This window comes from Mycolicibacterium phocaicum, from assembly GCF_010731115.1.
Classification (GTDB): Bacteria; Actinomycetota; Actinomycetes; order Mycobacteriales; family Mycobacteriaceae; genus Mycobacterium; species Mycobacterium phocaicum.
In genome coordinates, this window is the sequence record NZ_AP022616.1 from 4,680,380 (window position 1) to 4,693,732 (window position 13,353).

At 65.2% G+C, this 13,353-nt stretch carries 11 protein-coding genes and 2 pseudogenes; 8 read left to right on the top strand and 5 right to left on the bottom strand.

The genetic code is table 11. From position 1 onward, the window contains the following. Positions 1–82 precede the first annotated feature (82 nt). From G6N46_RS22410 to G6N46_RS22420, 3 genes are all read right to left on the bottom strand, one after another. Entirely contained in the window at positions 83–541 is a 459-nt protein-coding gene (locus G6N46_RS22410) for an ATP-binding protein (protein WP_138250719.1), read from the bottom strand. Positions 542–738: 197 nt separating this feature from the next. Continuing rightward, positions 739–1,170: a YbaK/EbsC family protein gene (locus G6N46_RS22415; RefSeq protein WP_165605603.1), complete on the bottom strand. Its 432-nt coding sequence runs from the start codon at positions 1,168–1,170 to the stop codon at positions 739–741. 72 nt (positions 1,171–1,242) lie between these two features. Continuing rightward, the gene (locus tag G6N46_RS22420) at positions 1,243–2,475 is read right to left on the bottom strand and encodes an ATP-grasp domain-containing protein (RefSeq protein WP_073694771.1); all 1,233 of its coding nucleotides are present in this window, start codon (positions 2,473–2,475) and stop codon (positions 1,243–1,245) included. Positions 2,476–2,545: 70 nt separating this feature from the next. Here G6N46_RS22420 and G6N46_RS22425 point away from each other — a divergent pair, with 70 nt between their 5' ends. The 5 genes and pseudogenes from G6N46_RS22425 (at position 2,546) to G6N46_RS22445 (ending at position 8,032) form a co-directional block, all read left to right on the top strand. Next, positions 2,546–3,187, top strand: coding sequence for a DUF6875 domain-containing protein (locus G6N46_RS22425; RefSeq protein WP_064860949.1), 642 nt, complete (start codon positions 2,546–2,548; stop codon positions 3,185–3,187). Positions 3,188–3,839: 652 nt separating this feature from the next. Next, positions 3,840–4,004: pseudogene (locus G6N46_RS29120) on the top strand (PAS domain-containing protein); the annotation flags it as partial. Between the two features lie 28 nt (positions 4,005–4,032). Further along, a complete protein-coding gene (locus G6N46_RS28815) occupies positions 4,033–4,470 on the top strand; it encodes a PAS domain-containing protein (protein ID WP_131808858.1) in 438 nt (145 codons plus the stop codon). 320 nt (positions 4,471–4,790) lie between these two features. Further along, positions 4,791–5,540 (top strand): GGDEF domain-containing protein, encoded by a 750-nt coding sequence (locus G6N46_RS22440; protein ID WP_163692956.1) that lies wholly within the window; start codon positions 4,791–4,793, stop codon positions 5,538–5,540. Between the two features lie 930 nt (positions 5,541–6,470). Beyond that, positions 6,471–8,032: pseudogene (locus G6N46_RS22445) on the top strand (PGRS repeat-containing protein). An 11-nt stretch (positions 8,033–8,043) separates the two neighbouring features. Here the strand turns inward: G6N46_RS22445 and G6N46_RS28820 are convergent. Together G6N46_RS28820 and G6N46_RS22450 are read right to left on the bottom strand one after the other, a co-directional pair. Next, entirely contained in the window at positions 8,044–8,193 is a 150-nt protein-coding gene (locus G6N46_RS28820; RefSeq protein ID WP_234785527.1) for a hypothetical protein, read from the bottom strand. Positions 8,194–8,252: 59 nt separating this feature from the next. After that, positions 8,253–9,803, bottom strand: coding sequence for a tetratricopeptide repeat-containing glycosyltransferase (locus G6N46_RS22450; protein WP_234880783.1), 1,551 nt, complete (start codon positions 9,801–9,803; stop codon positions 8,253–8,255). Positions 9,804–9,909: 106 nt separating this feature from the next. On the opposite strand from G6N46_RS22450, the gene G6N46_RS22455 reads away from it, so the two are divergent. The 3 genes from G6N46_RS22455 to G6N46_RS22465 all read left to right on the top strand — a co-directional run bounded on the left by G6N46_RS22455 (position 9,910) and on the right by G6N46_RS22465 (position 13,341). Beyond that, positions 9,910–11,382: a M28 family peptidase gene (locus tag G6N46_RS22455; RefSeq protein ID WP_138250718.1), complete on the top strand. Its 1,473-nt coding sequence runs from the start codon at positions 9,910–9,912 to the stop codon at positions 11,380–11,382. After that, positions 11,379–12,854: a M28 family peptidase gene (locus G6N46_RS22460; protein WP_061002140.1), complete on the top strand. Its 1,476-nt coding sequence runs from the start codon at positions 11,379–11,381 to the stop codon at positions 12,852–12,854. The genes G6N46_RS22455 and G6N46_RS22460 overlap by 4 nt, the downstream gene beginning before the upstream one ends. Positions 12,855–12,936: 82 nt before the next feature. Beyond that, positions 12,937–13,341 (top strand): hypothetical protein, encoded by a 405-nt coding sequence (locus G6N46_RS22465; RefSeq protein ID WP_162563420.1) that lies wholly within the window; start codon positions 12,937–12,939, stop codon positions 13,339–13,341. Positions 13,342–13,353: the final 12 nt, after the last annotated feature.

The following is a 13,353-nucleotide window of genomic DNA, read 5'->3' on the forward strand; positions in this document are numbered from 1 at the left end:
CACGACCGACCCACATCGCTCCATCATTCACTGCCGTCTCCGGCAGCGATGTCACAGCGTGCGTCCTCGGCGGCGCGCGATGTCATTGCCCATCCGAAATCCATTTCGGTGCAGGCGAATTGAACAGAGATTGCCGCGTGGACGGCAACCGCACGCTCACTGCATTGGTGCACGCGCCGCGTTCACCCAAGGCAAGTGTCCCGCCGTGAGTGGCGATGATCCGAGCAGCCAACTCCAGACCGGAGTTGCACTTTGACGACATCCGGCCGGTGTCGGCGACCGCGATATGGGGGCCGTCGTCGCGGATGATGATGACCGCCTGAGCATCTCGGCGGTACACCTCAAGCTCGATCGCCGATACGGCGTTGCAACGTGCATGTTCGACCAGCGCAGTGACCGCCCGGTTCAATGTCGTAGCGTCACCCACCACGTAGGTCGGCTGCAGGTCGGTTCGGATCGACAACCCAGTGTTTTGCCGCAGCCGTCCAGCATGCTGGACCAACACATCATCGAGAAAGACCATTTCTCCTTCTCGGCTCACGGCGTTGTCCTTTCTGGTCGTGTGAATGACCGGCGGCCGAGGCAACATGCTTGCCTTCGGTCAGGTGTGGCGCTACGCCGGGCATATACCTCCCGACCGTAGGAGCCACGACCTGAAGACACGCTGAGAACGATCAGAAATTAGAGTTCGCCAGCACGGCTGTGCCGCCCGTATTCGTACCCGCGTGCGGTGGGACGCTATCGGAGATCGACGGGAACTGCGTCAGTGGTGCGTTGTAAGTCGCGGGGGGCGAGTTCGATTTCGATTCCGGCTGCTCCGCCACCGACCAGAACGGTGTCATAGGTCAGCGTGTGTTGCGCGATGACGACGATGAAACTGGGGTCCAGGCCCAGTGGTGATACCCCGAGTCGGGGGTAGCCGGTAGTCGCTTCTAATTGCACGCTGCTGGCGACTTCGATTCTGCTGCAACCGAGTTCGGTGGCAACACGTTTGAGGTCTACCCGAATGTTCACCGGGCAGGTGACGGCGATCAGTCTGCCCGTGGAGTGTTCGTGGCAGATCAGCGTTTTCATAATCCGGTCCACGGGGTAGCCCAGCGCGGCTGCGAAGTCCGTCGGCGATGAGATGGGGCCGGGCAGGGCGGCGTGATCGTGCACCCGGTGCGTCACCGCGGCAGCGGCCAGGTGCGCGCGCACTCGCGCGTGCAATTCTGTCATTGATGTCCTGTCTCGTGAGTGGTATCAGTCGTTGAGCAACAGGGTGTTCAGACGCCGGTGGGTTTCTAGCAAGCCCTCGTGGTCGTCGGCGCAGCCACGTGCCATCAGCAGGTAGCCGTAGGAGCCGTCGCGCAGGTCGACTTCGGCGGTCATTGACCGTAGCGCAACGTGTTCGATGCCGGCGACGGTGCGCAACTGTGCCGACCAATCCGGTCGTAGTCGGACTCGTTGGCCGATCGGCGGCTGGAGGGCCAACTGGTAATGGACCCCGGCTGCGTTGCCCGGCCTCCGGTCGACGATCTGTCCGGCGGCCGAGTTCAGCGCGCATTCAAAAAGGTCGATGCCGGTTTGTGCGGCAACCAGGTCGGTGATGCCGCCGCCGGGAACTCTCCCGTTCACTTCGATGATGTGGGGCCCGGTCGTGGTCAGTTTGATCTCGATGTGTAGGCAGCCGCATTGCACGTCGAGTGCTAGTGCTGCCTTTAGCGCCACGTCTGCGACGTCGTGTCGCTCGACTGGGCTCAGTATCGCCGGGAGGAAGGCGCCGGTTTCTCGGAATGGTTCGGCTAGGGGCATGCGGCCGGTGATTGCGAGGACCGAGGGCAGCCCGTTGTCCACCACCACTTCAACCGAGACGTAGTCGCCGACGCCGCCGCGATCGGTTGGTGGGAAGTCACCGAGGAGTTCTTCGATGATGGTCGGTCGCCATGGGTTGGCGTGGCATCGGATTGCCAATTCTGCTGCCAGCGCCGGGAAATCGGGAATGCAGATGGTGTCGCGGCCCCCGTGCCCCGACGCCGGTTTCACCACGACCGGGTAGGTCAGCTTCTTGAGTAGTTCGTCGGCGCTGGTTGCCCTGGCCGGGCTGTCGATGCCGACAAACCCGGGTCCGGGTACGCCGGCATCGGCCAGTGCGTGGCGTTGGGCGATTTTGTCGACGAGTAGCCGTGCTGTGCAGGCATGGTTTGCTGGCAAACCAATATTCCGTGCCAGGGCGGCGGCATGCTCGATGCGTGAGTCGGCAAATGTGGTGACGCCGACGACATCGTGTAGTGTGAGCTGCGCGGTCACCTTCTCGGTGGAACTGCCGTCGGTAATGACAACGCTTCCGAATCGTCTGAGTATTCGTGCGTCGGTCTGACCGGCTAACCAGACGAGGTGAATCCCGTTTCGTGTCGCCGTCTCTGTGAGTATGAGCAGCGGGACCGAGTCGGGTTCATATACGATCGCGATTCGACGTTCGGTGGGCACTGACATGGGTGTTTTCACCCTCCACGGGGATATCGCGACAGCTGCGGCGGTTAGCAGAGACAGGGAGATTGTGCACATGGCGGTCACCCTGCTTGACGGTCTTTGCAAATTATCTGACGGCGACGATTCCGACAACGAAACGTCAGAATTTGCTCACCTGCTGCGCGGTTGGATTCGTGAGTACCTCATGGAACCGCATAGGGACCTGGGGCGGGCGGGACCGGTGTGCCCTTTTGCCCGCGCCTCGTTGGATCAGGACATGCTGTGGATTACCGCGGTGCACAGCGAACTACCGGCATTCTCCAAGTTGGTAGCTGAGCTGCACACACTGCGTGACACATTCCTGGAGCTGGAGCCGGCTGATGGCCCCGAGAGCCTGCTCAAGGCGGTGTTCATCGTGTTCCCCGATCTGACCGACGTCGCCGTCATCGATGCGGTGCAACAGGCACTCAAACCCGAATTCGTTGACGCCGGCCTCATGGTCGGCCAGTTCTATGACGGCTGCACCGAGCGCGGTCTCTGGAATGCCGACTTCCGTCCGCTGCAGTCGCCCGTTCCGCTCCTCGCGATACGGCACATGGTGGGCAGTGACTTCGCTTTTCTCAACACCTCGCCGGCCTGGGTCGAGGCTTACCTGCGACGGTTCGCGCCGACCGTCCCCTCGCCAGTGCGCGCGGCCTTAGCGGACAGATTCAGCGACCCGACCCCGCCCGGCTGAAACGCAGAGCCTGGCGTTCGCGTCGCGGACAAGAGCCCGCCGCGGCGGGGCCGTTGACCAAAAAGCGTTCGATCACCGGTCCGCATAGGTGAGCATGGTCCGCTAGGTAGGAGTATCGGCTAATAACTTAGCTCATATCATTCACAGTTAATTTCTGTTCGACACTCGTCAGTGGTCCTCTCGGAGTTGTGGCCGCACCTCCGGGAGGAGTCGTCTTCTCGCGGATGCGTCAAGTGCAGTTCGCGGATATTCGTCAGTAATACGTGTTCAAGACCGCCGATGATGTTGGGATGACCCGGCGGGTGGTAGTGAATGGCGCGATCGGTCGTCGGCGCGCGATCAGAACTTCTTTGCGACTTCTTTGCGCCCAGAAGTTGAATTAGCACTGCATCAGTGATTTGCTAGAAGTGCTAGCGCCAGTCATTTTTCGCAGGTGGTTGGTGGGGTTTGTCGCGCGACGGCGCGACGCGGGGAACGGTGTTCGCGCACCGGCTGACGGGACTGATGCATGGCAGGGAAGTACTTCGCCGACTCGGCGGCGCAGCGGTATGCGCAGACGCTCAAGACCGCCCGATCATTGCAGAGAGGCTTGGCAGGGGTCGTCCCGACTGTCGTCGGGCAGTGTCTGTCGGCCCCGATGGGAGCGTGACGCATGCATAACAATCATGCGACGGGGCACGATTCTGGTACCTCGTGGAATGTGTCAGTCGGTGCATCGGCAGCCAGCTTCCGGAGCCTCAGCGAGACCAGCCCTTACGCCGTCCTGGTGCACGATCGTGGACGTGTAGTGTACGCCAACGCCGCGGCGGCGAGTTTGACGATGGCCGAGTCGACGGGGCAGATGGTTGGCGCTCATCACCGACTTTGTGCATCCCGCAGCAATTTTGAGCGCCTTGACCGCTCCCGGCGACTCAGGCCAGGCATCGGCACCAGTGATGTCGGTTTTGCTGCGCTGCGATGGAACCACGCTCGACATCGAAGCCACCACGGTAGCCACCCCGTGGGAAGGTCGCCCCGCCCATCAGACGGTGCTGCGAGCGGTGACCACGCCAATAGTGTTGCACAGCAATACAATTAACCACGAACTGCATGTCCGGCATGCGCCGGAGGCCATCATCACCGCCACCGTCGACGGCCTGATCACCGGATGGAACATCGCTGCCGAGCGGCTGTTCGGGCGATCAGTCGCCGACTCCCTCGGGCAGCTGATCCGCGACGCGCTCGGCGTCGAACTCGATGTGGTTGCCATCGCCGCAGAGGGACGTGCCCGCGACCTCACCTGATACACGTTGACAGGAGGGCCTGTGGCGGTGCGTGTCTCTGTCGCAGCGGTCGACACCGGGTACATCCTCATCTGCACCGACCGCGCCGACGCGCTCGATACCACACAGCACTATCAGTCGGTGGTGACATCGCTGGACCGCGGCATCGTGGTCATCAATCGTGACGGCACCATCGCCTCCATCAATCCGGCCGCCATCCGCATCCGCGGACCCGGGGGCGGACGCTTTCCTAGTACACATGCTGAGCGCGCGCTGGACTACCCGGTTTCGACACCGAGGGAAACATGGTGCCTGCCCCGCAGCGGCCGGCCAACATCACCTTGCGCACCGGGCAGCCCGTCTACGCGCAGGTTCTCGGCCTGCGTCGCGACGATGGCCATCAATCCTGGATTTCGTTCACCACAACCTTGCTCAACCCCGATGAACCCGAACGTTCGCCGATTGTCATGTCGCTCACTGACGTCACCACCGAGCACCTGACCAATCTGCATCTGCGCCGCGCGGCGCACCACGACACGCTCACCGGGCTACCCAATCGTGGCCGCGCCCTGGCGATGATCACTGCGGCCATGACGCCCAGCGACCACCCTCATCTGGCGGCGCTGATGTTCATCGACATCGATCAACTCAAACGGATTAATGACTCGCTGGGGCACCACGTTGGCGATGTGGTGTTGCAAGCCTGCGCTGAGCGTCTCCAGGGGGCGATCCGCGCGACCGACACCCTCGCCCGTGTCGGCGGCGACGAATTCGTGGTGCTCGTCGCTGCACCAGCCAGCGCCGCAGACCTTCAGCAGATCGCTCGGCGGCTGCACCACGCCCTCGAGAACCCAATCGTCACCGATGAGCACACCATCGCCGTCAGCGCCAGTATCGGCGTTGCCGGCGTCGACCCGACCCGGCCAACAACGCCCACCGATCTTCTACGCCAGGCCGATGCCGCCATGTATCAGGCCAAAGCGACAGGTTCGGGCGAAACCCGATTCTTGTCGGTACATTCGGCCACCCCTCGGCACCGATCCGACGCAGACCCGCGTCATTCCTCTACGCCGCCCGAACGCAGGTTGTAGGTATGCGGCGGGAAACGTAGGCCATTCTCAGCTTGCTCGGCGCGCGCGGTACATCGCCTTGTCGGCGCGGTGCACGCTTCCATCGGAAAGCGTTTGCCCTTCCATAGTGGTGCGATCGCCTCCTCATCGGCATAAAGCACTGATCCCCGTCACGTAGCGAGCCAAACGACGCGAGAGCCTCAGCATGTACCTTCCCTGCCATCGCGATGGGCGTTGCCGCCCTTGCGTTTTGCTTCGAACTTGGCGTGATCGGTGTCCTCGATGGCGGCATCGACAATGGTCGACCGCCGCCTCGATGCCGCACCCGCAAAAGAAGATGCCGTCCGCAGAAAATGGAAACCACCCCGTCTTTTCACGATTGGCCGAGCATAGATTTGTTTGCAAAGTCGACTCTCTGCCGCGCGTTTCCATTTTCGTGTAGCGGAGAACATGGAGTGGCGCATGAGGCGTATGAGACCGATTAAAAATATTCAATCGCGATAGTTAATAAACCTTCTTCCTGTAAACTGCAAATATTTACTATGCAGTAGCAATATCAGCACTCCACGTGCGTTTATGCGGATTTTTTGAGGAATCTGTTGGCTAGTGGGCAAACATGGTAATTTCCAATAGGCCGAGCGCGGGGCGGCAAAACGCTCTGAATCCAAAGGGGATTCGATCGTGTCCAAGCATCGCAAACAAAAGTCCGGCAGGACCTTGAGGTCCGTCAATTATCTCGCGACCGGTGCCTTGGGCGTCGCAGCCGCGAGTGCCGGCATCGTAATGGCGATTCCGCCAGGCGCGGTGGACGCGCTCACAGCGTCGCCGCGAGCGGTTGAACTCACCGATTTCAGCTTCCCGCTGGCGCCTGCGCAGGATCCGAACAACCCCTTGTGGTGGTTGACCGGGTTGTTCGGGGCGAACGCGTCGCCGCCGGGACCGAAAGCGCTCATCAAGCCGTTCGCCCCGACGACGCCGGACCCATTGGACAGTCCGTGCGGTCTGATCTGTAACGGCGCGGCAGGTACGGCTGCGCACCCGAACGGCCAAGCCGGTGGCATCTTGTTCGGTGACGGCGGCGCAGGCTGGGACAGCACCGATGCAGGAGTCAACGGCGGTGACGGCGGCGCAGCAGGTCTGCTGTTCGGTAGTGGCGGCCGAGGCGGCAACGGCGCCGACGGCACCGACGTCCTGGCCGGCAGTAACGGCGGCAAGGGCGGAAACATGGGTCTGCTCGGGCTGTTCGGGACCGGCGGCAAGGGCGGTAATGGCGGCGCAGGTGGCTTCGGTGCGACTGGCGTCACCGGCGGCGCGGGCGGTGACGGCGTTGCTGGCACCGACGGCGCGACCGGTACGGCAGGTGCGACCGGCGCTACCGGAGCCGCAGGCGCAGCCGGCGCGGCAGGTACCGCGGGCACCGCGGGAACTGCGGGCACTGCCGGCGCGACCGGCTCCAAGGGCAGCGACTTTGTATTGATCGGGTTGAAGGGCGGCACTGGTGGCACCGGTGGTGCGGGCGCCGCGGGTGGCGCGGGTGCTTCAGGCGGCACTGGTGGTACCGGTGGCACTGGCGGAACCGGTGGCACCGGCGGAACCGGTGGTGCCGGTACGCCGGGCGGCTCCGGCGGCGGCGGTGGTGCCGGTGGGACGGGTCTGCAGGGTACTGCGGCCGGTGCCGGTGGTGCCGGTGGTGCCGGTGGCAGTGCCGGCCTGCTCACGTTGTTCGGTGGCGGCGGCCAAGGTGGTGACGGCGGTATTGGTGGCACCGGCGGAACCGGTGGCACCGGCGGTTCGGGTGGCACCGGCGGCACGGGTGGCAATGGTGGCAATGGTGGCGCAGGCGGCAATGGTGGCGCAGGCGGCACGGGCGGTTCCGGTGGGACTGGTGGCACGGGCGGTACCGGCGGTACCGGCGGTACCGGTGGCGCCGGTGGCGACGGCATCTCGCCGATTGCCCCGCTGCCCTTCGCGATCGCAGGTGGTGCGGGTGGCACCGGCGGTGCGGGTGGTAAGGGTGGCACCGGCGGTACGGGTGGTACCGGCGGCGCGGCCGGCGTTGGTGGTGCCGGTGGCGGCGGTGCAACCGGTGGGCCGGCGGTGCGCCTGGTGCCGGAGGCAACGGCGGCCAGGGCGGCGTGGGCGGCACGGGTGGTACCGGCGGCGCTGCGGGCGCCGGCGGTGGTGGCGGTTTGTTGGGCGGCTTGGGAATTGGGTCCGGCGGCACGGCCGGCAGCACAGGTGCCACCGGCGCGAAGGGTGCGACAGGCGCGACCGGAGCGACAGGCAGCACCGGCGCAGCCGGAACGCCCGGAAAGACCGGCGCGTCCGGAAGTACGGGCGCCACTGGCGCCGGTGGCACTGCGGGTGCGGCAGGAAGCGCCGGACACACAGGTGCTGCCGGCAGCGCGGGCAGCACCGGCTCCGCGGGCCATGCGACGTTCGGTGTGAGCGGCGGCGCTGGTGGTGGCGGTGGCGGTGGAGGTGCCGGCGGTGCAGGTGGCGCCGGCGGATAAACCGCGAACGATCAACCGCCCTTGATGCAGAACACCTCGTCAAGGGCGGTTGTTCGTGGCCCAGCTGCGGGTTTGGCGTCCAGACGCCATAGGTCGATCATCGCCGGACCGCGGGTGGCGTCATCGACGACGACGTATCGGTGGCCTTCAGCGGTCCGCAAGACTATGTCGTTTCGTGCGTACACGCCGGAGATGGATTGTGCGTCAGCGAAGTTGACGCCTACCTGAACGACGGTCGGCTCGGCGTTGAGGACTGCCCGCATCCTGCCGACCAAATTCTCGGGGGCGAAGAACAGCCACCCCTGGTCGAGATGGAACCAGTAGCGGCCATTGATGTGCTCGCGCAGTGCGCTGAGTTCTGCCAGTGGTTCCGTCGAGGGGTGTGATCGACGAATTCTAGGAAGGGGTACTGCTCCAACAAGAGTGCCCGGTCTCGGCCGGCGAGACCGGTGTCGAGCACCAGGAATCGATGTGCCTGGCCTACGTCCAGACAGCAGTTCATGAATGTGTTGAGCGCCAGTTGGGTTGTTCGGATGTCCGGTCCCGCGATCAGGCTGATCGTCACCGCGGCACCCCGCTGGTGGCTGGACATGTTGTGTACCAATGCTTCAGGGTATGCCGACGCGGCTTCGAGCAGCGCCGGAACGGACTGATCGCGGTTCCTCGCTATTCGGCTGCGGTCCTCGCCGTTGATGTCAGTACGGGCGAGCAGCTGACGGCACAACGCAAACGATTCTGCGTGCCGGCCGGTCCATGATGCGCAGACGGATTGTTCATCGAGGGCACGCCATTGGTAGACGGACGAATCGACGAACAGGATGTCTGCCTCCGGAAGCGGTATCTCCGCTGCGCATCGTGCGAAGAGATAACCGAGCTGATACTCGCCCCGGGCACGGTACTCGGCGGCGATGGCATGTAGCGGCTCAGCGCGGGTAGGCCGGAACGCCCAAGCCCGCAGGTAAGCATCCAAGACCTGCGGCCACGGTTCGCCCAGGCGGCACATCGACCGGGCCACCTGGCATAGGGCGTAAAACGTCTCTTCGTCCCAGCCGCCCATCTCGGCGCGCCGGCCCGACCAGATTCGGGCGTTGGCGAAATCACCCAGGTTGAAATAGCTTTCGGCGAGGTAGAAGGCCGAACGTTCGTTCGTCGGGTCGCGCTGCACCTCCACCAGCAACAGGTCGCGATCCCGCTCGTACTTTCGCGGATCGTTGTTACGGGCGCCGAGTCGGCGGGACTCGATGAAGTAGTCGCCTTCGAGGCGCTCCTCGTGGAACGGCTCAGTGCAGTCGGCGTATTCGTGGACGACGCCGATGTATCGCCACGGGAGGCCGTCGCGAAATAGCTGCCGCCGCCAGTACAGCAGCCCGTCGCTGATCCGCATGGAGTAGACGTCGGCGGAGAGTCGCGTGAAGTCGGGCCGGCCGCGGACGGTGTCGTCGGCGTCCATGACCCAGATGTAGTCACTGTGGCCATGGGCGAGCTGCAGTGCTTCGGAACGGTTTTCGCCGAGATTGCGCCATCTGCGTTCGTGGACCTCCCCGGGGACTCCGAGATGCGCCATGTGATTTCGGATCGTCTCCTGGGTGCCATCGGCGGAGCCGGTATCCACGATGACCCAGTAGCTGATATAGGGCGCGACCGCATCGAGCACCTCGGTGACGATGTGTGCTTCGTTGCGCACGATCATGTTGAGGCAGATGGTCGGCCCGGGTGGATTGTCCACTGAATCCGTATACCCGATTTCGGTTGATGTTTGCTGCGCTTCCACCGAAACGGTTCAGCTCATCCACTGCGGGCGTTCGGGAACGGCCACCAGCTTCGCCATCTGGCCCGGTGCATCGGTTTCTGTGAGCCTGCACGCTACGGTGGTGCCCATGGTCCGCACCCGCGTCGCGCTCGCGCTCGTGCTGGCGGTCGGCATCTCGGGGTGCGGCCGATCGGAGCCTACGGCCGATGACTTCGCCGGCGAGCTGTCCAAGAGCGTGACGGTCGAGGCGACGACCGGTCACCTGGCCAAGCTGCAGGCCATCGCCGACGCTCACGGTGGGAACCGGGCGTTCGGCACACCTGGTTACGACGCGAGCGTGGACTACGTCGCGAATGCGCTGCGCGCCAAGGGTTTCGACGTCGTCACTCCGGATATGGAAGTCAAGGTGGCGTACAACAACACGCCTGAACTGACCGTGGCCGGCACCCGGATACCGGCGCGGGCGCTGGAGTATTCGGTCGGCACCCCCGGTCTCACCGCACCGCTGGTGCCGGTCAAAGGCGGTCCCGCATCAGGCTGCAACAGTGCCGATTACGACGGCCTGCCGATCAAGGGCGCGGTCGCGCTGGTGGACCGTGGCACGTGCCCCTTCGCGGTGAAGGAGGCGACCGCGGCAGTGCACGGCGCCGTCGCGTTGGTGGTGGCCGACAACAAGGACGACGTCGACGACGCGGGCGTCCCCGCGCGGGGCGGCACCCTGGGCGCCAAGGCGACGGTGAGAATTCCCGCGGTACTGATCTCGAAGGCGGCCGGGGCTCGGCTGCGGGCCGCCCCGGGGCCGGTGTCCCTCAAGCTGGACGCCGGTGTGCGGGTTGAGCACACCCGCAACGTGATAGCCCAGACCAAGACCGGGTCCGAGCATGACGTCGTGATGGTCGGTGCACATCTGGACAGCGTCAAGGAAGGGCCGGGGATCAACGACAACGGCTCCGGCGTGACCGCGGTCCTGGAGACGGCATTGCAGCTGGGCAGCGCCCCGCAGATCGCGAACGCGGTGCGGTTCGCGTTCTGGGGCGCCGAGGAGGAGGGCACGATCGGCTCTGACCGATACATCGAATCCCTCGACGTCGAGGCGCTCAAAGACATTGCGCTGTATCTGAATTTCGACATGCTGGCCTCGGAGAACGCCGGCTATTTCAGTTACGACGGCAACCTGTCCGGCCCGCCGCTGGCCGACGACCTGGTGCCGCGTATCCCGGAGGGCTCGGCGGGAATCGATCGCACCTTCACGGCGTATCTGTCCGATGCCGGTAAGCCGCCTCAGGACTACCCGTTCAACGGACGGTCGGACTACGACGCCTTCACCAAGGCCGGTATCCCGGCGGGTGGGTTGGGCACCGGCGACGAGGAAAACATGAACGACGAGCAGGCCCGGCTGTGGGGCGGCACCGCCGGAAAACCTTTCGACTCCAACTACCACAAGAAGACGGACGACTTGGCGCACATCAACCGCACGGCAATGGACATCATGGGTCGTGGAGTGGCTTTCGGGGTGGGGCGGTACGCCCAGGATTTGAGTGGCCGCAACGGCGTTCCGGTCCGCGATGACCGGACCCGGCACGTGGTCTCGGCATCATGAGGCGGGCACTGGCCGCCGGGCTGCTGACCGCTGTTCTGGCGTCGTGTGCACCACCGCCGCAGCCACCGGCCCCACCGCCGCCGCCCGCGCCTGATCTCGCGCGCGATCTGGCCGGCAGGGTGGGCACCGACGGCATCTACACGCATCTGAGGAAGTTCGCCGCCATCGCGGCGGAGAACAAGGGCACCCGCGCCGACGGCACCCCCGGCTACCAGGCCAGCGTCGACTACGTCGCGAACCTGCTGCGGGACAAAGGGTTCGACGTGCAGACCCCCGAGTATGTGCGCGTGGAACGCGGTGCCCCCGGCAATCCGGTGCTCGACGTCGGTGGCCGTCGGTGGGGGGTCGTGCAGGCCTCGCTGTTGACGTCCACGGCGCCCGGCGGCCTGACCGCGCCGACGTTGCACCCTGTCAAGCCGGCCGGTTGCGCTCCGGACGATTACGGCACCCTCAACCTGCGGGGAGCCATCGCGGTGGTCGACGACGCGGTGTGCTCGGTGGTCGACAAGCAGAATGCGGCGGTGGCCCGCGGCGCGGTCGCGGTGCTGGTGGTCAGCCCGCCCAGCGCGAACGGCGCCCCGCGCGGGCTGTTCAGCCCCGGCTACTACGAACACCTCAACACGCCGGTGGGCATCATCGGCAAGGACGCCGATGCCGTACTGCTGAAAACCAACAGCCCGGTGAAGCTCACCCTCGACGCCAAGAACACCGGTGTGAAATCGCGAAACGTCTTGGCTCAGACCAAGACCGGCGACCAGCACAGCGTCGTGCTGGCGGGCGCGCACCTCGACAGCGCGCCGACGAGCGCGGGCATCAATGACGCGGCAACCGGGGTGTCGGCACTGCTGGAGACGGCCGCAGCGCTGGGCGGCTCGCCGAAGATCGAGAACGCGGTGCGGTTCACGTTCTGGGGTTCGGGCGCCGTGGGTCAGGAAGGCGCCACCAAGTACGTGCGCGGGTTGGCTGCCGAACCGCTGAATGACATTGCGCTGTATCTGGATTTCGACATCCTCGGTTCACCCAACGCCGGGTTCTTCACGTTCGACGGCGACCAGTCCGGCCAGGCGAACCCTGAGATCCCGCTTGACGCGGTGCCCGCCGGGTCGGCCGGGCTCGAGCGCACGCTGGCCGGATATCTGTATCTCGCCGGCAAGCGGCCCGCCGACATGACGATGGATCTGGGCAGTGGCTACGGTCCGTTCCTCACCGCCGGGATTCCGGTCGGCGGCATCTCGACCGGCACGTCGCAGCGGAAATCACCGATCCAGGCGCGCTTGTGGGGCGGACAGGCGGGCGCCGCTTTCGATCCCGGGTACGGGCCGAAGGGCGATACCGTCGAGCAGCTGAACCGCGCGGCGCTGGCCGTGACCGGACCCACCGTCGCGTTTGCGGTCGGCACGTACGCGCAGTCGCTGACGGGCCCCAACGGTGTGCCGTTGCACGACGAACGACACCGGCAAGCAGGCAAGTAGCCGAGTTTCACAGCTACTGCATAACTGGAGTCGCCGTTCCTGTGAGTCCGGTTGCCAGGTTGCCGGGTTAGTAATGGTGCCCATGAAAAGCACCTATCGCCGTTGGTCGGCCGTTGCCGGCACCGTGACTGTCGTGGCCATGGGCGGGCTGACCGTCGCCTGTGGTTCGCAGGGCAACAACGCGCCGGCCACCGTGACAGTCACCCCGTCGAGCACCACGACCACCACGACGACGGCCAAGCAGCACCACGGCGGTGGTGGCGGCGGTAGCGCGGGCGGCGGTCAGCAGCAGGCGCCGGCGCCCGCTCCGGAGACGGTGACCAACACCGAGACGGCCACCCAGACCGAGACCCAGACGCAGACCGAGACCTCGACGTCGGTGCAGACCTCGACGGAAACGTCGACGTCGGTGCAGACCTCGACGGTCTACCAGCCGCAGCCGCGCGAGCGCGGCGGCTTCAACAACTTCGGGCCGCAGCAGCACTGATCAGGCCCTGAG

What these genes read in the sequence shown, in the direction of transcription:
- G6N46_RS22420 (WP_073694771.1), bottom strand. Translation starts at nt 2,475, where the DNA reads ATGTCAGTGCCCACCGAACGTCGAATCGCGATCGTATATGAACCCGAC.
- G6N46_RS22425 (WP_064860949.1), top strand. Translation starts at nt 2,546, where the DNA reads ATGGCGGTCACCCTGCTTGACGGTCTTTGCAAATTATCTGACGGCGAC.
- G6N46_RS22455 (WP_138250718.1), top strand. Translation starts at nt 9,910, where the DNA reads ATGGTCCGCACCCGCGTCGCGCTCGCGCTCGTGCTGGCGGTCGGCATC.
- G6N46_RS22460 (WP_061002140.1), top strand. Translation starts at nt 11,379, where the DNA reads ATGAGGCGGGCACTGGCCGCCGGGCTGCTGACCGCTGTTCTGGCGTCG.
- G6N46_RS22465 (WP_162563420.1), top strand. Translation starts at nt 12,937, where the DNA reads ATGAAAAGCACCTATCGCCGTTGGTCGGCCGTTGCCGGCACCGTGACT.